Origin of the sequence: Nocardia sp. PE-7 (assembly GCF_030486425.1) — a bacterium.
In the GTDB taxonomy this organism is placed as follows: domain Bacteria; phylum Actinomycetota; class Actinomycetes; order Mycobacteriales; family Mycobacteriaceae; genus Nocardia; species Nocardia salmonicida_A.
Window position 1 is genome coordinate 4659619 of record NZ_CP129614.1, and the last position, 22517, is coordinate 4682135.

A 22517-nucleotide genomic window follows, 5' to 3' on the forward strand; every position below is an offset into this window, starting at 1 on the left:
CTATGCGCCCATCGCCCCCGCCCGTGCATCGGCCCTCGCCGTCGGGGCCCCGCTCGCACCGGATCCGCTCCCGTCGAGGACGTCGGCGATCCGGGCGAGCGCGGCCTCACCCGCCATCGCCCAGTGCGTGGCGTCGATGCCGTGCCGGTGGACGACGCCCTCGACGGCGCCTGCCCAACTCGCCGCGCCGCGCGACCCGCTGGGGTCGTCGACAGTGGCGGCGAAGTAGACGAGGTCGCCGTCGAAGCGGCGCGGGCGGTAGTCGTCGACCATCCGCATCGAGGCGGTGGCGGCGTCGATGATGCGGGCGATGCGGGCGCGGTCGAGGGCGGCCAGTGGTCCGCCGATGTTCGCGGCCGCGTCGGCCAGACCATCGGCATCGAAGGCGAGATCGTCACCGGCGAGGCCGCCGAGCAGGTCGCCCACGGTGGGCATCGGGGTCTGTTCGGGTGCGTCGCCGAGCCAGCTGTCCATCATCGCCAGCTGGGCCACCTGCTCGCCCTCGGCTCGCAGGCCGGTGGCGACGGCGTGGGCCAGCAGCCCACCCAGCGACCAGCCGAGCAGGTGGTACGGCCCTTCGGGCTGTACTTCGCGGATGGCCGCGATGTAGCGCTGGGCCCAGTCGTCGATGCTGACGGGCAGCGGTTCGTCGGCGGTGAGGGCAGGCGACTGCAACCCGTAGATCGGGCGCTGCGGATCGAGATGACGGGTGAGCCCGGCGAACGACCAGGACACGCCACCCACCGGATGGATGCAGAACAGTGGTGCGCCGGAGCCGCCCGCGCGCAGCGGCAGCAGAACCGCGAACGCGTCGTCGGTCGCATCGACTTCGGCGCGTAGCCGTTCCACGACGACAGCGGGTGTGGGATCGGTGAAGAACCACGCCACCGGCACCGCGCTGCCCAGCGCTTCACTCAGTCGCGAGGACAGCTGGACCGCGGTGAGGGAGTTGCCACCGAGGTCGAAGAAGTTGTCGTCCATGCCGATGCGGTCCAGGTCGAGCACCCGGGCGAACGCGCCCGCCACGAGTTGCTCGGTCTCGGTGATCGGCGCCCGGTAGGTGGCTTGGCGCAGTTCCGGTCGGGGCAGCGCGCCGCGGTCGAGCTTGCCGGAGGTGTTGACCGGCAACGCGTCCAGCTCGAGCACCACCGTCGGGACCAGGTAGCCGGGCAATTCCGCGGCCAGCGCCGAACGCAGCGCCACCGCGTCGAAGCCCGAATCATCCTGCGCCGCAACGACTCCGGCGCCGTCGAGATCCTCCTGACCCGCCATGACGACGTAGGCGACCAACCGGTCCGCACCGACCCCGGCCACCACAGCGGCCGCGGCCTGCACGACCCCCGGCAGGCGCTGCATCGCGGCTTCCACTTCGCCGAGTTCGATGCGCTGACCGTTGAGTTTGACCTGGAGATCGCCACGGCCCACGTATTCCAGTGCGGGAGCATCTGTTCCACGCAGCCGCACGAGGTCGCCGGTGCGATACATCCGGGCCCCGGGCGCACCGAACGGATCCGGCACGAACCGCTCCGCGGTGAGCTCGGCCGCCCCGACATAGCCGTGCGCGAGCTGCGCACCGCCGACATACAGTTCCCCGGTCACCCCGGGCGGCACCGACCGCAGCCGCGCGTCGAGCACGTAGAGCCCGGTATTCCACACCGGCGCACCGATCGGCACGGTCGCCACGTCGGCCGCGGTCACCACATGCGAACTCACCTGTACCGCGGTCTCGGTGGGCCCGTACAGGTTCACCACCTCCGCGCCGGTCAGCGCCCGCACCTGTTGCGCCAGCGCCGCGGGCAGCGCCTCGCCGCCCGCGAACACCCGCCGCAGCGGGCCCGTGGCCCGGTCGGGGTGTGCCCGCAGGTGCGCGAGGTAGGCCGCGAGCAGCGTCGGCGCGAACTGCACGGTGTCGACGCGGTGTTCGGTGACGAGTTCGGCCAGGTAGGCCGGATCACCGTGGCCGCCGGGCCGGGCGATGACCGTTCGCGCGCCCACCCGCTGCGGCAGCAGCAGTTCCCAGATCGAGGCGTCGAAGGTCGTCGGCGTCTTGTGCAGCACGGTGTCACCGGCGGCGAACCCGAATCGCCGTGCCAGCCAGTCGAGTTGGTTGACGATCGCGCGATGCGGAACACCGACGCCCTTGGGCAGACCGGTGGACCCGGAGGTGAAGATCACGTACGCCGTGTGTTCCGGGAGCAGAGGCGACACCCGTTCGGCGGCGGCGATCGGCCCGACCGCGAAGCCCGTGAGATCGACGGTGTCGAGCGCGACCACATCGTGCCCGCGCACCGGCAGGTCGGCGGCATCGCGGCTGGTGGTGAGCACACACACCGGTTGCGCGATCCGCAGGATGCGGGTGATCCGCTCGGCCGGATGATCAGGATCGATCGGCACGTAGGTTCCACCCGCCGCCAGGACCGCGTACACGCCGACGAGCAGGTCGGCCGAGCGCCGAACTCCCACCGCCACCGCGTGATCCGGTCCGACACCGTGTTCGATCAGATGGCGGGCGAGCCGGTTCACCCGCACCGCGAACTCGGCGTAGGTGAGAACGGTGTCGCCGTCGACGAGCGCGACAGCCTCCGGCGTCGCGGCGACCTGACGGTCGAAGGCCGTCGGCAGAATGCCCACCGCGTCGGCATGCGCGGTGTCGCACCAGGTCTCGAGCATCCGGTGGTCGTCGGCGGTGAGCAGGTCGACGTCACCGACGACGACCTCCGGATTCGCCGTCACCACATCGAGCATCCGCACGTAGCCCTCGGCGATGCGAGCCGCCGTCGCGGCGTCGAACAGGTCGGTGGCGTAGGTCAGGCTCACCGCGCAGCCGCCGTCGGCGGTGTCGGCGAGCACCAGGTCCAGGTCGAACTTGGCGACGGCGACGTCGGCTTGTAGTCCGGTCACGGTGAGGTCGGGCAGAACCACCTCGACCGGGCTCGCGGCCAGGTTCTGGAAGGCGAGCATCACCTGGAACAGCGGGCTGTGCGCGGTCGAGCGGGTCGGGTCGAGCACATCGACGAGCCGTTCGAACGGCACCTCCGCGTTCTCGAAGGCGTCGAGGTCCACCCGCCTGGCCTCGCGCAGCAGCGCGCTGAACGAGGCGCCGGGATCGACACCGGTCCGCAGCACCAGCGTGTTCACGAACATGCCGACGAGATCGTCGAGTGCCTGCTCACCGCGACCCGCCACCGGGGTGCCGATCGCGATGTCGCCGGTGCCGCTCAGTCGTGCGAGCAATGCGGCCAGCGCGGCGTGGGCGACCATGAACTGGCTCCCGTCGGCGCGCCGAGCCAGCTGCCCCACCCGCTGCCATACCGTCGGCGGCACCACGGTGTCGACGCTCGCGCCGCGATGCGAGGCGACCGCCGGACGCGGCCGGTCGGCGGGGATGTCGAGCAGCTCGGGCAGCCCGGCCAGTTCGCCGCGCCAGAATCGCAGCTGTCGTGCGGCGACCGACTCGGCGTCGTCCTCGCTGCCCAGGACTGCCCGCTGCCACAGCGTGTAGTCGGCGTACTGGACTTCCAGTGGCGCCCACCCGGGTTCGGCGCCCGCGCGGCGGGCGAGGTAGGCGGCGGTGGTGTCGCGCAGCAGCGGCCCGGCGGAGAAGCCGTCGGCGCTGATGTGATGGATCACCACCACCAGCACCACTTCGTCAGCGGCACAGCGCAGCACGCGCACCCGCACGGGCGGGGCGGCGGTGACATCGAATCCGCGCCCGATCTCGGCCGCGACGATCGCCGGTACCGCGATCGGATCGACCGTCTCCACCACCGGCGTCGGCACGAACTCCCACACCGCCTGATGTCCGATCCCATCGATCGCCGGATAGGCCGTGCGCAGCACCTCGTGCCGGTCGAGCACGTCGGTGACCGCGGCGGCCAGCGCGACGGCATCGACATCGCCGGTGAGCCGCACCGCGATCGGGATGTTGTAGGCGGCGGTGTCGGGATCGAGGCGATTGAGCAGCCACATGCGCTGCTGGGCGGCCGACAGCGGGATTCGCGCGGGCCGCGCACCCGCTGTCAGCGCGATCCCCACGCCGCTGCCTGCCCGCACGGCGAGCGTGGCCGCCAGGTCGATGACCGTGGTGGCTTCGAACAGGGTCCGCACCGGCACCCGGGTCGACAGGGCCGCGCCGAGTCGGGCGGCGACCCTGGTCGCGATGAGCGAGTTGCCGCCGAGTTCGAAGAAGTCGTCGTCGAGACCGACCTGCTCGCGGCCGAGCACCTCGCCGAACACCTCGGCCACCGCGCGCTGGGCCGTCGTGACCGGGGCACGGAACGGCCTCGCCACCAATTCCGGTGTGGGCAAGGCTTTCCGATCGAGCTTGCCGGACGTGTTGAGCGGGAACGCGTCGAGCACGACGATCACCGACGGCACCATGTACGACGGCAACACCGCGCCCACGGCCGACCGCAGCGCGGCCGGATCCAGCTCGACGCCCGGCGCCGGCACCACATAGCCGACGAGCCGATCACCGGTGGCACTCGCCGAGACCACCGCAGCCGCCTGACTGACCCCGTCCGATCCTCGCAACGCGGTTTCGATCTCCCCGAGCTCGATGCGCTGACCGCGGAACTTCACCTGGAAGTCGATGCGCGCCAGGTAGACCAGCACGCCGTCGCGGGTCCAGCGCACCAGGTCGCCGGTGCGATACATGCGGGCACCCGCCGCGCCGACGAAGGGGTCGGCGACGAAGCGATCCGCCGACAGGTCGGGCCGACCGAGGTAGCCGCGAGCCAATTGCGCACCGGCCAGGTACAGCTCACCGGCGACACCCGGAGCCACCGGGCGCAACCGCTCGTCGAGCACGTAGACCCTGGTGTTCCACGCGGGCACACCGATCGGCACGGTCTGTCCGGTCGCGCCGTCGGCGGGCCAGGCGGTGACCGAGACGGCCGCTTCGGTGGGCCCGTACAGGTTGTGCACGGCGGCCGGCGATTTCGCACGCAGCGCGCCGACCGCCTCCGGGGTGAGCGCCTCACCGATCGCGAAGACCAGCCGCAGACTCGCCAGCTGGTCGGCGTCGGCGTGCGCGGCGAACATCGCCAGCATCGACGGCACGAAGTCGACGACGGTGATCTGCTGCGCGGCAACGAGTTCGGCGAGATAGATCGGGTCGCGGTGCCCCTCGGGGGTGGCGAGCACCAGGGTCGCGCCCGCGGCGAGTGGGGCGAAGAACCCCCAGACCGACAGGTCGAACCCGGCCGCCGACTTCTGCAGGTACACGTCCGCACCGTCGAGCTGGTACTGCTCGATCAGCCAGGCGATCTGGTTGTGGATCGCGGCGTGGCTCATCGCCACGCCCTTCGGCCGTCCGGTCGAGCCGGAGGTGAACAGGACGTAGGCCGCGTTCGAAGCCCGCAGCGGTGCACGGCGTTCGCCGTCCGCCACCGGGTGGCCCGGATACCTGTCGGTGTCGATCTCGTCCACCCGGACAACCCGCGGGTCCGAAGGACCGTCGAACTCGTCCCTGCCGGCGGTCAGCACGAGCCGGGGGCGCGCGGTGTCGAGGATCTGGGCGATGCGCTCGGCCGGGTGGTCGGGATCGACGGGCACGTACGCGCCGCCTGCGGTGAGCACCGCGTACATGGCGACGACGAGGTCGATCGAGCGCCGCATCGCCAGGGCGACGAGCACCTCGGGGCCGACGCCTTCGGCGATCAGGTGCCGGGCCAGCCGGTTCACCCGGTCGTCGAACTCCGCGTAGGTCAGTTCCGTGCCGTCGAAGACCAGTGCCGTCGCGGCGGGATGTGCCAGCACGTGCGCACGGAAGGGCGTGAGCAGCGTTGCGGTGCGGTCGATGTCGTAGGCGGTGGCATTCCAGACGTCGAGAACGCGGTGTCGCTCGGCGGGCTCGAGCACATCCAGGGAATCCAGCGGAGTGTGCGGGGTGGCGGCGACGGCGGCGAGCAGCCGTTCCAGACGGGCACCGATCGTGGTGGCGGTCTCGGTGTCGAAGACGTCGTGCGCGTAGGTGAGCACGCCCGTGACGCCGGCGGCGGTCCCGTCGGCCGCGTACTCGTCGCTGACGATGAGATGCAGATCGAACTGCGACAGCGTGTTCTCGGTGTCGAGCCCCGACACGGTGATCCCGGGCAGCGCCAGTTCGGCACGTTCGAAGTTCTGGAACGAGAAGCCGACCTGGAACAGCGGATGCCGCGCGGTGGAGCGGGTCGGATCGAGCACCTCGACGAGGCGTTCGAACGGCACCTCGGCATTCGCGTACACCGCCACATCGGTGGCGCGCTGACGAATCAGCAACTCCTGGAAGGACTCTCCCGCGCGCAGGCGAGTGCGGAAGACCAGCGTATTGACGAACATGCCGATCAGATCTTCGAGCGCGGCCTCACCACGGCCGGCGACCGGCGTACCGACCGTGATGTCGGCGCTGCCCGAGAGCCGCCCGAGCAGCGCGGCGAACGCGGTGTGCACGACCATGAACAGCGTGGCCCCGGCGTCCCTGGCCAGTGCGCTGAGCCGAGCGTGGGTGTCGGCGTCCAGGGTCACCGGCACGGTCCCGCCGGCGAGGCTCCGCACGGCCGGGCGCGGCCGATCCAGCGGCAGCGCCAGCTCGTCGGGGAGGTCGGCGAGTTCACCGCGCCAGAAGTCGAGCTGGCGGGCGGCCACCGAGGCGGGATCGGCTTCGTCGCCGAGCACGGCCCGTTGCCACAGCGCGTAGTCGGCGTATTGCACCGGCAGTGGCGTCCAATGCGGCGCCGCACCGTCGCGGCGGGCGAGGTAGGCCGTCATGAGGTCACGCACCAGCGGCGGCATCGACGAACCGTCGGCACTGATGTGGTGCACCACCAGGGCCAGCACTGCCTCGTCGGCGCTGATCCGATACAGCACCACCTGCCACGGCACACCCGTGGTGACATCGAAGGTGGTGGCGGCCAGTGCCGTCACCGCGCCCACGATCTCGGCCGCGTCGATATCGCGAATCCGCAGTGCGACACCGGCTTCGGCGGCAGGCAGGATCCGCTGTTCCGGTCCGTCGGGGGTCTCGGGGTAGAAGGTCCGCAGAACTTCGTGCCGACCGACGAGGTCGTCCACCGCGGCGGCGAGGGCGTCCAGGTCGAGCACGCCACTGAGTCGTACCGCGATCGGCACGTTGTACCCGGCCGAATCCGGATCGAACCGATTGAGGAACCACATGCGCTGCTGGGCGGGCGAGAGCGGAATCGACGCGGGCCGCTCCCCCGCCACCAGCGCCAGTCGGGCCGCGCCGCCGTCGGCATCGAGCGCGGCGGCCAACGCGGCCACTCTCGGCGCCTCGAAGATCCGCGCCACCGGCACCTGCCGGTTCAACGCCGCCCCCAGCCGCGCCGCGACCCGGGTCGCGATCAGCGAGTTGCCGCCGAGATCGAAGAAGTCGTCGTCGGCGCCCACCAGTTCGACACCGAGCACCTCGGCGACGACTCCGGCCACCAGCTGCTCCGACGGCGTCGCAGGAGCACGGAATGCGCGAGCGACCAGCTCCGGCGCGGGCAGCGCCCGCCGATCGAGTTTGCCGGAGGCATTGATCGGGAACGTGTCGAGGACGACGAACGCACTCGGCAGCATGTAGGCCGGAAGCGCTTTCTGCAGAGACGCTTTCACTCCGTCGAGGTCGATCGCCGCGATGCCGGGTGCGATCGCGTCGGCTGACCCGTCGTCTCTGATCTGTTGCGCGGGAACGAGGTAGGCCGTGAGGTACTCGCCCGTGCCGTCGTCGCGGACGGTGACCACGGCACGGTCGACGGTGTCGAGCCCGGCGAGGACAGCCTCGATCTCACCGAGTTCGATGCGCAGACCACGGAGCTTCACCTGGAAGTCGGTGCGGCCCAGATAATCCAGTTCACCCGAGCGGGTACGGACCACGAGGTCGCCGGTGCGATACATGCGCTCGCCGGGAGCGCCGAGGGGGTTGGCGACGAAACGGTCGGCGGACAGGTCGGGGCGGCCGAGATAGCCGCGCGCCAGTTGGACGCCTGCCAGGTACAGCTCGCCGGGCATGCCGACCGGAACGGGTCGCAGACGCGCGTCGAGCACGTGCAGGGCGGTGTTGGCGACCGGGGCCCCGATCGGCACCGTCACGGTGTCGGCGTCGGTGACCTCGTGGAAGCTCACGTCGACGGCGGCCTCGGTGGGCCCGTACAGGTTGTGCACGGCGACACCGGGGATCAGCGCGCGCAGGCGCTGGGCATCGGCGGCAGGCAGCGCCTCGCCGGAGGCGAAGACCTGTCGCAGCGAAACACAGTCGGCGGCAAGCGGTTCGGCGAGGAAGGCCGCCAGCATCGACGGCACGAAGTGCGCCACGCCGACTCCGGTGCGGGTGACGAGCTCGGCCAAGTACGCCGGATCGCGGTGCCCGTCCGGGCGGGCGATCACCAAGGTGGCGCCGATCTGCAAGGGCCAGAACAGTTCCCACACCGAGACGTCGAAGGTGATCGGCGTCTTCTGCAACACGGTGCCCGCGGCATCGAGCCGGTAGGCGTCCTGCATCCAGACCAGGCGATTGACGATCGCGGTGTGGGTCACCGCGACCCCCTTGGGCTTACCGGTCGAGCCGGAGGTGAACAGCACGTAGGCCAGGTCCGCGCCACGCAGGGGCCGGATCCGATCGGCATCGGTCACCGGGTCGGCAGCGAACCCGGACAGGTCGAGCGCGGCGGGCTCGACCACGCGCGTGCCGGTGTCGGGGAAGTCCGGCGCTGCCAGCACACAGACCGGTGCCGCGGTCGCGAGGACATCGGCGATTCGGTCAGCCGGATGATCGGGGTCCAGCGGCAGGTACGCGGCGCCCGCGGCCTGCACGGCGTAGATCGCGACAAGCAGATCGATGCCGCGCCGCAGCCCGACACCGACGACAGCACCGGGTCCGACCTGCTCGGCGATCAGCCACCGCGCCAGCCGGGCGACGCGAACAGCGAACTCGCCGTAGGTGATCCGTGCCCCTTCGAATTCGAGGGCCACGGCGTCGGGTGTCTGTACGGCTTGCGCGGCGAACAGCGAGACGAGTGTCGCGTCGGCGTCCAGCGGGGCGGCGGTGTCGTTCCACGCCGCGATTCGAGCGGTCTGTGCCGCATCCATGAGATCGATCTCGCCGACCGCCGTGCTGTCATCGGCGACGACCGCGCTCAGCACCCGCACGAAGCGCGCGCCGAATTCGGTGACCGTGTCGTGATCGAACAGGTCGGTGGCATAGCGCAGCGATCCGCGCATCCCGGGTTCGCCCGCGGCGCCGACGATCTCGTTGATCGCCAACGACAGATCGAACTGGGTCGTCGCAGCGGGCAGCGCGAACTCGTCGATCCGCAGCCCGGGCAGCGCGATGACGGTGTCCTCGCGATGCTCGAACGCCAGCATCACCTGCACGATCGGCGAATACGACGTGGAGCGCACCGGATTCAGCTCGTCGACGAGCCGCTCGAACGGTAGGTCCGCGTTCGCGAAGGCCCGCAGATCCGCCGCCCGCACCTCGGCGAGCAACTCGGCGAACCCGGCACCCGCATCGACTGACGTCCGCAGCACGAGAGTATTGACGAACATGCCGACGAGATCGTCGAGCGCGGCATCGGCCCGCCCGGCGACGGGCGTGCCGACGAGAACATCCGCGCCGGCGCCCTGACGAGACAGCAGTACCGCGAACGCCGCGTGCACCACCATGAAGGTCGACACCCCGTGGCGACGGGCCGTTGCCTCGATCCCGGCGACCACCTGCGCGGGCACATCGAACCCGACCGCGCCACCCGCACCGCCGCGCACGGCGGGCCGTGGCCGATCGGTCGCCAATTCGAGAGCCGGTGCTACCCCGGCCAATTCGTCGCGCCAATGCGCCAGCTGCCGCGCCAGCCGCGACTCCGGATCGGCGGCATCGCCGAGCACGGTGTGCTGCCAGAGGGTGAAGTCGGGATATTGCACCGGCAACGGCTCCCATGCGGGAGCTGTCCCCGCGGCGCGCGCGGCGTAGGCGGTGATCAGGTCGCGGGCCAGCGGCGTGGTCGACACACCGTCGGCGGCGATGTGATGCACCGCGAGCACCAGCACATGCTCGACCTCGTTCGACCCCGCGTCGGCGCGACGCAGCAGCGCGGCGCGCAACGGGGGCTGGGTGGTCAGGTCGTAACCCTGGCCGATGATGCTGCGCACCGTGTCGGCCAGATCGGCCTCGGCGATCTCGCGCACGACCGTGGCGGGCAGTACCGCGTCGGCGGGCAGAACCACCTGGGTCGGACCTTCGGCGTCTTCCGGGAAGACGGTACGCAGTGATTCGTGCCGGTCGAGGACATCGGCGAGCGCCGCCCACAGGGCATCGGTGTCGAGGTCACCGGTCAGGCGCAGGGCGATCGGCAGGGTGTAGACGGCCGAGTCGGGGTCGATCCGGTTCAGCAACCACAGGCGAGTCTGCGCCAGCGACAACGGGATGCGATCCGGTCGCGGTCGCACGACGGTCAGCGGAGGCGACTGTTCGCGGCCGGTGCCCGCACGCTCGGCGAGTCCGGCGACGGTCGGGGCGTCGAACACATCGCGCACGTCCAGCGCACTGCCGAGGGCCGCATTGGCTCGGGCCACCAGTCGCATCGCGAGCAGCGAGTTGCCGCCGACGGCGAAGAAGTCGTCGTTGGCGCCGACGCGCGCCACCCCGAGCAGTTCGCCGATCACACCGGCGAGCGCGGTCTGCGCGCCCGGTCGCGGCGCCACGTATTCGGTGGTGGCGGACAGGTCGGCGGCGGGCAGCGCGGCGCGGTCGAGCTTGCCCGCGGAGTTGAGCGGCACGGTGTCGAGCACCACCAGGTGCGAGGGCACCATGTAGGCGGGCACCCGGCCCGCGACGTGCGCGCGCACCGTCACGGGGTCGACATCGCCCGCGACGTACCCCACCAGGCACTGGCGACCCGCGTCGTCGGTGGCGGGCAGCACGGTCGCGTGGGTGACGCCGGGCGCGTCGCCGAGTGCGGCCTCGATCTCGCCGAGCTCGATCCGCAGTCCGCGGAGCTTCACCTGGAAGTCGTTGCGGCCCAGATAGACCAGCGCGCCGTCGCGATCGCGGCGCACGAGGTCGCCGGTGCGATACATGCGGGCACCGTCGGCCCCGAACGGATCGGCGACGAAGCGGTCGGCGGTCAGGTCGGGGCGGCCGAGGTAGCCGCGCGCCAGCTGATCGCCCGCGAGGTACAGCTCGCCCGCGACGCCGCCGGGCACCAGGTGCAACCGCTCGTCGAGCACGTAGGCGCGCACGTTCCAGGTCGGCTTGCCGATGGGCATCTCGGTCTGCTCGACCGGGGCGGTGATCTGCTGGAACGTGCTGGTGATCGCCACTTCGGTGGGGCCGTAGGTGTTGTGCAGCTCGCCGGGGATCGTGGCGAGCACGGTCGCCGCGAGCGGGGCGGGCAGTTCCTCACCACCGACGTGCAGCATCCGCAGTCCGCGCAGCGCATCGCCGAGCCCTTCGGCCAGCATCGCGGCCAGCACCGACGGCACGATCTCCATGATGGTGACGGCCTGTTCACGGATCACTCGCGCCTGATACGCCAAGTCGAGGTGTCCGCCGGGCCGCAACAGCACCAGCGGGGCGCCGAGCAGGGCGGGGGCCAGCAGTTCCCAGAGCGAGACGTCGAAGGTGAGTGGCGCGCGCTGCAGGAAGCGGTCCGCCGCGGTCATGCCGTATTCGCCACGTAGCCAGCAGATTTCGTTCACCACGGCGCGGTGCGAGATCAGCACACCCTTCGGTGCGCCGGTGGAACCGGAGGTGAACAGCACATAGGCCGGGTGCTCGGGGTGCAGCGGCGCGAGGCGTTCGGCATCGGTGAGCGGTGTTCCCGCGACGGCGCCCGACACCGATTCCTCGAGCTGCGCGACGGTCAGCACCGGGAACCCGGACCGCGAGGCGGCGGCGAAATGCACCGAGGCCGTCGCGGATCGGATACCGCTGTCCACATGGTCGAGGTCACCGGCGGAGGCGACGACGACGAGTCGCGGGGTCGCTGTCGCCAGCACATGTCCGATGCGTTCGGCGGGCAGGGTCGCATCGATCGGCACGTACACACCGCCGGCGGCGAGCACGCCGTGCAGCACCACCAGCAGTTCGATGCCGCGCGGAACAGCCACGGCCACCGGCGTTTCCGGGCCGACGCCGCAATCGATCAACCTGCGGGCGAAACGGTTGGCCCTGGCGGCGAGCGCGCCGTAGGTGATCTCGGAGCCTTCGAAGATCGCCGCGACGGCCTGCGGATCACGCGCGGCCGCCGCATCGAGCAGGTGCGCGGCCAGCGGGGCGCGCACGCCCAGCTCGGCCAGTGCGCCGTCGAGCGCCACCACGTCGCCGTGCGGACCCGTCGGGAGCGTGATCTCGTCGGTGTCCGCGAGCAGGGCGAGGTCGCCGACAGCGGTGGCAGGGGCCGTGACCGCGTCTCGCAGCACGCGCTCGAGCATGCCCACCATCGTCACGATGGTGTCGGCGTCGAAAAGGTCGGTGGCGTAGCGCAGTTCGAGGTCGAGGCCGTCGGGCGCGCCGTCCGGGGCGAAACGGTCGACGAAGGTGAAGTCCAGGTCCACTTCGATCGGCGCGTCCGGCAGGGTCAGCCCCGACAGGGTGAGGCCGGGCAGTTCGAAGGCGGTCCTGCGCTGGTTCTGCAGGGCGAGCGAGATCTGATACAGCGGTGAATAGCCCTGCGAGCGAGCCGGATTCAGCGCGTCGACCAGACTCTCGAACGGCACATCGGCATTGTCGAAGGCATCGAGGTCGCCCGCGCGGATCTCGTCGAGCAGATCGCCGAAGCGGGTATCGGCGTCGACCCGCGCGCGCAGCACGAGCGTGTTGACGAACATTCCGACGATGTCGTCGAGCTCACGGTGACCGCGACCGGCAACGGGCGTGCCCACGACGATGTCGCGACCGGCCGAGAGCCGTGCCAGCAGGACCGACAGTCCCGCGTGCAGCACCATGAACGGGCTGGCGCGGTGTGCGCGAGCCAGTTCCTCGATGCCGCGATGCAGGTCGGCGTCGAGGGTCGTCGTGAAGGTGGCTCCCCGGTTGGAGGCGATCAGCGGCCTGCGCCGGTCGGCGGGCAGCGTCAGGACATCGGGCAGACCCGTGAGCCGGTGCGTCCAGTAGTCGAGCTGGCGGGCCAGCGGTGCGTCCGGGTCGTCGGCGCTGCCGAGGCCCTCGGTCTGCCACAGCGCGTAGTCGGCGTAGTGCACGGCCAGCGCGGGCAGCTGCGGTGGCGCACCCGCCGCGCGGGCGGCGTAGGCGGCTACCAGATCGCGGGTGAGCGGGCCCATCGACCAGCCGTCGGCGGCGATGTGGTGCACCACGAGCACCAACACGTGCTCCGTCGCCGCCACCCGGAGCAGGGCGGCGCGCACCGGCACCTCGGTGGTGATCTCGAAACCACCGGCGAGGACTTCGGCCACCGCCGCGGGGACATCTTCGGCCTCGACCTCGGCGACAGCGAGGTCGGGCACGAAGGCCGGTCCGACGAGTTGTGTTGCCTGACCGTCGAATTCGGGATAGGTGGTGCGCAATGTCTCGTGCCGGGCGATCAGGTCGCCCAGCGCGCCACGCAGCGCGGCGGTGTCGAGTTCGCCGCTGAGGCGGATCGCGACCGGAATGTGGTACGCGGCCGAGTCCGGATCGAAGCGGTGCAGGAACCACATCCGCTGCTGGGCGGGCGAGAGCGGAATCCGCTGCGGCCGTCGGCCCGCCACGGGTCCCCGCCTGCTTCCTGTCCCGCGCAGCGCGTCCAGCCGCACGGCGAGTCCGTCGACGGTGCTCGCCTCGAACAGCTCCCGCACCGGCACGCGGGCATCGAGCGCGGCACCGAGCCGCGCCGCCACCTGGGTGGCCAGCAGGGAGTTGCCGCCGAGGGCGAAGAAGTCGTCGCCCGCGCCGACGCGGTCGAGGTCGAGTACCCCGGCGAACGTCGCGGCGACGATCCGCTCGGTGGCGGTGGCGGGCTCACGCCAGTCGAGCTGCCGCGTTTCCGGCGCGGGCAGTGCCCGACGATCGAGCTTGCCGGACGCGGTGACGGGCAACTCGTCGAGGAAGACGTAGGCACCCGGGACCATGTAGGAGGGCAGGGTCGCGGCGATCGCGGCGTCGAGGTCGGCGGCGGTGGGCGGTGCCGAGGAGTCGACGCCGACGACGTAGGCGACGAGCTGATCGGGCCTGCCCTCGTTCGAGCGGACCAGGACGGTGACCCGACCGACGCCCGGAACCGAGGCGATCGCCGCCTCGATCTCGGCGGGCTCGATGCGCAGGCCGCGCAGTTTCACCTGGAAGTCGGTGCGGCCCAGGTAGTGCAGTGCCGGGCCGTCGGGTCCGGTGCGCCAGGTGACCAGGTCGCCGGTGCGGTACAGGCGATCGCCGGTGCCGTAGGGGTCGGCGACGAAGCGTTCCGCGGTGAGGTCGGTGCGGCCGTGGTAGCCGTCGGCGAGCTGCGAGCCCGCCACATACAGCTCGCCCGGGACACCCGCCGGGACGGGGTGCAGGCGCGAATCCAGCACGTACACGCGGGTATCGGCGACCGGTGCGCCGATCGGCACCACGGCGCTCCGCTCGTCACCGGCCTCGTGGGTGGTGACCTGGATGGCGGTTTCGGTGGGTCCGTACAGGTTGACCACGGTCGCGCCGGTGCTCGTGCGCACCCGTCGCGCCAGGTCGGTCGGCAGCGCCTCACCGCCCGCGAAGACCAGTCGCAGCGAATCCGCCTGCGCGCAAGCCGGTTCCGCCGCCACGGCGGCGAGCACGGACGGCACGTACTGCACGACACTCACCCGATGGCGGACGGTGGCCGCCGCCAGGTACGCCGGATCACGGTGCCCATCGGCGGTGGCGAGCACCAGCCGTGCCCCGACGTGCAAGGGCCACAGCAGTTCCCACACCGACGCGTCGAAGGTGAAGGGCGTCTTCTGCAGCACCACGTCGGCGGCGCCGAGCGGGTAGGCACGCTGCAACCACCGCAACTGGTTCACGACGGCCTTGTGCGGCACCGCCACACCCTTGGGCCTGCCGGTGGAACCCGACGTGAACAGCACATAGGCGAGGTGCTCGGGACGTAGCGGTACCACTCGCTCGTCATCGGTGATCGGATCGCCGGACAATCCCGACAGGTCGAGCGTGTCGGCCTCCAGCACCGACTCCCCCACAGCCACACCGCTTCCGGCGACGGTCAGCACACAGACCGGTGCCGTCTGCGCCAGCACAGACGCGGTCCGCTCGGCCGGATGATCCGGATCCACCGGCACATATCCGGCTCCGGCGGCGAGAACCGCGTGCACGGCGACCAACTGCTCCACGCCACGACGCATCGCGACCGCGACCAGCGAGCCGGGGCCCGCGCCGAGCCCGATCAGATGACGGGCCAGTCGTGCGACGCGTACACCGAACTCCGCGTACGAAAGCTCCACTGCGGTCGAGGAATCGACAGCGGACCGCAGCGACGCCTCGGGCACCTGTCCCCCGGCTCGGTGTGCGGCGATGGCATCGACTGCCGCGTGTTCGAGCCGGGAAATCGCGCTCGAGGACACCTCGCTTCCGAGGGACGCGCCATCAGCGGTCCCCCGCGCATCGAGCGCGTGCGCCGCTGTCGGCGCGTCATCGGCCGCTGTGGGGTCCGTGTCGACGACCACGGCGATCGCATGGGGCGTCGCGGCAGCTTGTTCAGCGAGAAGCGAGGCGAGCGTCGCGTCGTGGTCGGTCGCGGTGGCGGTGTCGTTCCACGCGGTCAGGAGTTCCGTCTGCTCGGCCGGGTCGAGGAAGGCGAGGTCGCCGACGGGGCGAGCCGGGTCGGCGAGGACCGCGGTGAGCACACGGTGCAGACGGGTGGCGAAACCGGCGACGGTGGCGGCGTCGAACAGGTCGGTGGCGTACAGGAAGGCGCCGGAAATGCCGGTGGGAGTGCCGTTCTCGTCGCGGTGCTCGGTGAGGGTGAGCTCGAGATCGAACTTGGCGACGCCGGTGGGCAGGTCGAAGCCGGCGACAGTGAGGCCGGGCAGGGCAAGTGCGCTCGAGGTGTCCTCGTTGAGTGACAGCATCACCTGGAACAGCGGGTTGCGGGCGGTGGAGCGGACCGGATCGAGGATCTCGACGAGACGCTCGAACGGCACGTCGGCGTGGCCGAAGGCGGCGAGGTCGGTTTCGCGGACCTGGGCGATCAGCTCGGTGAACGAGGCCGCGGGCGCCACGTCGGTGCGCAGGACGAGAGTGTTGACGAACATGCCGACCAGATCGTCGAGCGCGCGTTCACCACGCCCCGACACCGGCGTTCCGATCGCGATGTCGGTCGTCGCCGACAACCGCGCCAGCAGCACCGCGAACACCGCGTGGGCCGCCATGAAGACCGTAATACCCTGCGCCCGAGCGAATTCGGCCAGTGCGCGATGAGTTCCGCCATCGATCTCGACGCTGTGCATCGCGCCACGCCGGGAAGCGATCGCGGGCCGGGTCCGGTCGGTGGGCAGTTCCAACTGCTCCGGCACCCCGGCCAGCGCGTCACGCCAGAACGAGAGCTGCTTCGCGACAAGAGATTCCGAATCGGCCGCGTCACCGAGCACCGCGTGCTGCCACACGGCGTAGTCGGCGTATTGCACCTCCAACGGCGCCCAGCTCGGGTCCTCACCGATCGCTCGCGCACTGTAGGCCGTGAGCACGTCCCTGATCAAAGGTCCGAACGAAAAACCATCGGCCGCGATGTGATGCAACACGATGACCAGCACGTACTCCGCACCGGCGCTCGCCGGGTCCGCCGCCCGGTCGACATCGGGTTCCGCGGAATCCACCTGCGCTGCCGCGGTGTTCGCGGCCACGCGAAGCAAGGTCGCGCGGATCGGGGCGTCGACGGTGAGGTCGAAGCCGATGGACGCGGCAGTGCGCACGGCGTCGGGCACCTCGGCCGCGCCCACGATTCGGGGGTGCACCTCCGGAACGAGCCCGACCGCAGGAAGGATCTCGGCGACGGCGTTACCGTCGAGTTCCGGGTAACGGGTGCGCAGGACCTCGTGCCGATCCAGCACGTCGACGATCGCCGCCTGGAGTGCGGCGATGTCGAGCGCACCGGTGAGCCGGACGGCCATCGGGATGTTGTCGGTGGCCGAGCCGGGGTCGAAGCGGTTGAGGAACCACATGCGCTGCTGGGCGGGCGAGAGCGGAACGGGGTCGGGGCGTGGTCCCGCCACCAGCGCGGGGCCGGTGCCGGTGCCGCGCAGACGGTCGGCCGCCGCGGCCAATGCCAGCACCGTCGTGGTGTCGAAGATCTGACGGATCGGGATACGGATGTCGAGGTCGGTGCCGATGCGGGCCATCAATCGGGTGGCGAGTAGCGAGTTGCCGCCCAGGTCGAAGAAATCGTCGTCGCGGCCGACCTGATCGAGTCCGAGCACCTCGGCGAACGCGGCGGCCACCACCTGCTCGGCCACGGTTTCCGGCGCACGGTAGGCAGCGGTCTCGAAGACCGGCGCGGGCAGCGCGGCCCGGTCGAGCTTGCCGACCGGGGTCAGCGGCACGGCGTCGAGGACGACGAGCGCGGCGGGCACCATATGCGCGGGCAGGTGTGCGGCGGTGTGCGCGACGAGGGTCGCGGTATCGATCGTGGCACCGGCGACGGGCACCACGTAGGACACGAGCTGGGTCGTGCCCGCGTCGGTCCGGTGGCCGATGGTGGCGGCGAAGTCCACCGAGGGATGGCGGGCGAGAACCGCGTCGATCTCGCCGAGCTCGATCCGGAAACCGCGCACCTTGACCTGGAAGTCGTTGCGGCCCAGGTACTCCAGATCGAAGGAGTCCTCGCGCCGCACCCAGCGCACGGTGTCACCGGTGCGGTACATCCGCGCACCGGGCGCGCCGAAGGGATTGGTGACGAACCGTCCGGCGGTCAGCGCGGGCCTGCGGTGGTACCCGCGCGCCAGCTGCGCACCGGCGATGTACAGCTCGCCGACCACCCCGGCAGGCACCGGTCGCAGGCGCTCGTCGAGCACCAGTTCGGTCGTGCCCTCCACCGGCGCGCCGAGGGTGACCGACGTTGTCGCACCGAGGGGTTCGCTGATGTTGGTGACGATGGTCGTCTCGGTCGGACCGTAACCGTTGCGGAAGATCAGACCCGGGATCGCGGCAGTCCAGCGTGCCACCAGTTCCCCGGGGCACGCCTCACCACCGACCACCACCACGCGCAGCTCGTCGAGCCCGTCCGGGTTCACCGTCGCCAACGCCGAGGGGGTGATGATCACATGGGTCACCCGCTCGACCCGCAACAGTTCTTTCAGCTCGGCCCCACCGAACACCCCGGCGGGCGCGACAACCATCGTCGACCCCTCGGTCACCGTCAGCAGCAACTCGGCCACGGAGATGTCGAACGACGGCGACGCCACATGCAACACGCGTGCATCGGCAGCGGCCAGGTAGCGCCCGGATTGGACGGGCAGATACGCCGCGACCGCGCCGTGTGGAATCACCACGCCCTTGGGCAGACCGGTGGTGCCGGAGGTGTAGATGACGTAGGCGGGATCCAGCGGATCCACCGCGCGACCGGCTGCGGCGCTACCGGTCGTCGCCGCGGTGGAACCGGGGGCGTCGAGCGCGAGCCAGTGCACCGTGCCGGGCAGGTCCGCCGACACGGCCTCGATCGTGATGCCCGCCGCCGCACCGGAATCGGCGAGCATGTGCGCGATGCGATCGGCAGGGTAGTTCGGGTCGACCGGGAGGAAGCCCGCGCCGGACTTCACGACGGCCCAGATCGCGGTGACCGAGTCGGCGGAACGCGGAATGCTCACGGCGACGAGGTCACCCGCGCCGATGCCGAGGTCGGCGAGACGGGCGGCCAGACGGGTGGACGCGGCATCGAGCTCGCCGTAGGTCAGGGTGCGGGCGCCGTCGCGGATGGCGATCGCGGCGGGGTCGGCGGCGGCACGGGCGAGTACCTGTGGCAGCAGCGGGGCGGGGGTGGACGGGCCGCCGGTGCGAGCGGTGAGCTCGGCGAGTTCGGTGCCGATCAGCAGGGGCAGATCGGCGACGGGGGTCTGCGGAGCGGCGGCGATCGCGGCGAGCAGGCCGGTGAAGCGGGACATCATGCGCGTGACGGTCGGCTCGTCGAACAGATCTGTGGCGTAGGAGAATTCGCCGGACATACCCTCGGCCGGGGAATCACGCAGGGTCAGCGAGAGATCGAACTTCTCGATGTCATAGGGCATTTCGACGGCGGAAGCACGCAGACCGGGCAGTTCGAACGTCGTCGGCGGCAGGTTCTGCAGCGACAGCGCCACCTGGAACAGCGGATGACGACCGGCCGAACGCGACGGCGCGAGCACCTCCACGAGCCGCTCGAACGGCAGGGTGGTGTGGTCGAAGGCGGCGAGGTCCCCGGTGCGGACACGGCCGAGCAGCTCGGCGAACGGTTCGGCGCCACGCACCTGGGTGCGCAGCACGGCGGTGTTGACGAACATGCCGATGACGTCGTCGAGTTCGGCGGCGCCGCGTCCGGCCACCGGCGTGCCGATCGCCACATCCGCAGTGCCCGACAGACGCGCGATCAGCACCGACAACGCCGCGTGCAGCACCATGAACAGCGTCGCGCCCTGCTCTGCCGCAACAGCATTCAGCGCCGCGACCAGCTCGGCATCGAGCTCGAACGAGACCCGGCGCCCGTGCATCGACGCCGTGGCGGGGCGCGGCCGATCGGTCGGCAGGCTCGACTCGTCCGGCAGCCCGGCCAGCGCGTCCCGCCAGAAGGCGATCTCACGCCCGGCGCGGGAGTCGGCATCGGCTTCCTCGCCGAGGACCGCACGCTGCCACAGGGTGTAGTCGGCGTACTGCACCGGCAACGGCGCCCACTGCGGCGCCGCGCCTTCGGTACGCGCGTAGTAGGCGGCCATCGTGTCGCGCACCAGCGGACCGGCCGACCAACCGTCGGAGGCGATGTGATGCACCACCAGCACCAACACGTGATCGCCGTCGACCTCGAACAGCCGCACGCGCACGGGAGGCGCGGCGACGACATCGAATCCACCCAGGATCACCTCGGCCAAGGCACCGGGGAGTTCCCCAGCGCTGACACTGACGGGGTTGAGCAGTTCGGCACCGAGCGATGCGAGCGCCTCGGAGACAGGGAGGACGAACTGCGACCCCACCCCGTCGACTTCGGGGTACACCGTGCGCAGCACCTCGTGCCTCGCGATCAGGTCACCGACCGCCGCCCGCAACGCGTCTCGATCCAGCGCACCCGACAACCGCACCGCGATCGGAATGTTGTACGCCCCGGTCTCCGGATCGAACCGGTTCAGCAACCACATCCGCTGCTGCGCAGGCGAGAGCGGAACCACCGCCGGACGCGGACCCGCGACCAGCGCAGGCCGGTCGTCGGCCGCCCCGTCCTCGACCAATTTCGCCAGCACCGCGACGGTCGGGCTGTCGAAGAAGTCGCGAACATCCACCCGCACACCGAAATTCGCCTGCAACCGGCCGATCGCGCGGGTGGCGATCAGTGAGTTGCCGCCGAGGCGGAAGAAGTCGTCGTCCAACCCGACGGTCTCCACCTCGAGCAGCTCGGCGAACAACGCGGCGACAGCACGTTCGGCCGCGGTACGGGGCTCCCGGAACACAGCGGCGGAAACCCGGAAATCGGGCTCCGGCAGGGCTTTGCGATCCAGCTTGCCGCTGGCATTGGTCGGCATCGTGTCCAGCTGCACGAGCAGCGAGGGCACCATGTACTCGGGCATCGACGACTTGGCGTGCGCGACCAACTCGGCCTCGTCGAGTACCGCCCCGTCGACGCTCACCACATAGCCGACCAGCGCCTCACCGGTGGCATGCCGATGCAGCACCACCGCGGCATTGCCGACCCGAGGATGCGTGGCCAGCACGGCCTCGATCTCGCCCAGCTCGATCCGCAGGCCACGTAGTTTCACCTGGAAGTCGGTGCGCCCCAAATATTCCAGCTCACCGTGCGACTCCCGCACCAGGTCACCGGTGCGATACATGCGCTCACCGGCCACGCTGTACGGGTTCGCCACGAAACGATCAGCGGTCAGTCCGGGCCGCGCGACATAGCCGCGAGCCAGCTGAACACCGGAGAGGTACAGCTCGCCGACGACCCCGACGGGCACCCGATCGAGATTCTCGTCGAGCACCAGCAGCCCGGTGTGATCGGCCGGACCGCCGATCGGCACCGACACCTCGTCCGCCGCGGTCACCTCGTGCGCGGTGACGTCGACAGCCGCCTCGGTGGGCCCGTACAGGTTGTGCAGCGCGGTCGACGACAGCGTGCGCAGCCGCGCTGCGGTAGCGGCGGGCAGCGCCTCGCCCGAGGCGAACACCATCCGCAACGACGACAGATCCACGTCGGGGCCCAGTTCACCGACGAACGCGGCCAGCATCGACGGCACGAAGTGCGTCACCGTGACCCGGTGCTGAGCGATCAGCGCCGCCAGATACGCGGGATCACCGTGGCGACCCGGCTCGGCGATAATGAGGCGAGCACCGACCTGCAGCGGCCAGAACAGCTCCCACAGCGACACGTCAAAGGTGTAGGGCGTCTTCTGCAAGACCACATCGGCATCGGACATGCCGTATCGGCGTTGCCGCCACACCAGGTTCGCCACGATCGCGCCGTGGGTCACCGCTACACCCTTCGGGCGGCCGGTGGAACCGGAGGTGAAGATGACGTAAGCGGTGTTGCCGGGTTGCACCCCGGACACGACCTCACCGGGCACCGCGTCCCAGTCGATGTCATCGGTGCGCAGCGACGGCGCGCCGTTCAGATCCGGCTCATCACCGACTCGCGTCACGACCACCACCGGCTGCGCCACGTCGAGCACATAGTGCAACCGGTCCACCGGATGATCGGGGTCTAGCGGCACGTACGCGCCGCCCGCTTGCACGATCGCGTGCACGGCGACGAGTAACTCGACGCTGCGGCGCAGCGCCACCCCGACCAGCGTCTCGGGCCCGACACCCAACTCGACCAGCCGCGCCGCCAGCACCCGCACCCTGGCACCGAATTCCGCGTAGGTCAGCACCTCGTCACCGAACTGCACCGCGACCCGATCCGGCGTGCGAGCGACCTGCGCGGTGAACCGATCCACCAGCGTCGCGGCGACCGACGGTTCCATCCCCAGCGCTGCCATCGCGTCGCCCGCGAGGGAATCGAGCAGTGCGCCGAAGGCCCCGTCGGCGGCATCGACCACGCCGGGGAACAACTCGGCGAGCACCACCTGCACGAGCGATTCCGCGTCCAGGGCCCCACCGGTGAGCTCGGCCATCAGCGTGAGCTGGGCATCGAGATCGGCATAGGACACCGCGGCACCATCGAACTCGACCGCGATCCGCGCCGGCTCCATCGCCGCGACCGTCGCCACCAGCGCTGCCAGCTGTTCTGTTTCCGCGCGCGCCGGAGTGGGGTTGGTCATCGCACACTGCCTTCCATTACCGACCGCGGGAAACGCCACGCGGTCGCACAAACTCTCGGAACTCCCCGGCTCGCACCGGGGTGAGGTGGATCGGCGCGGGGGCGGCCAACCTCGGGCACCTGCCCGAAATCCACCCACTC

The 22517-nt window shown here is 70.8% G+C and carries 1 protein-coding gene; it reads right to left on the minus strand.

Annotation, left to right across the window (positions count from 1 at the left end; translation table 11 throughout):
* Positions 1 to 22377, minus strand: coding sequence for a non-ribosomal peptide synthetase (locus tag QX204_RS22050; RefSeq protein ID WP_301901953.1), 22377 nt, complete (start codon positions 22375 to 22377; stop codon positions 1 to 3).
* Between the last annotated feature and the right edge of the window lie 140 nt (positions 22378 to 22517).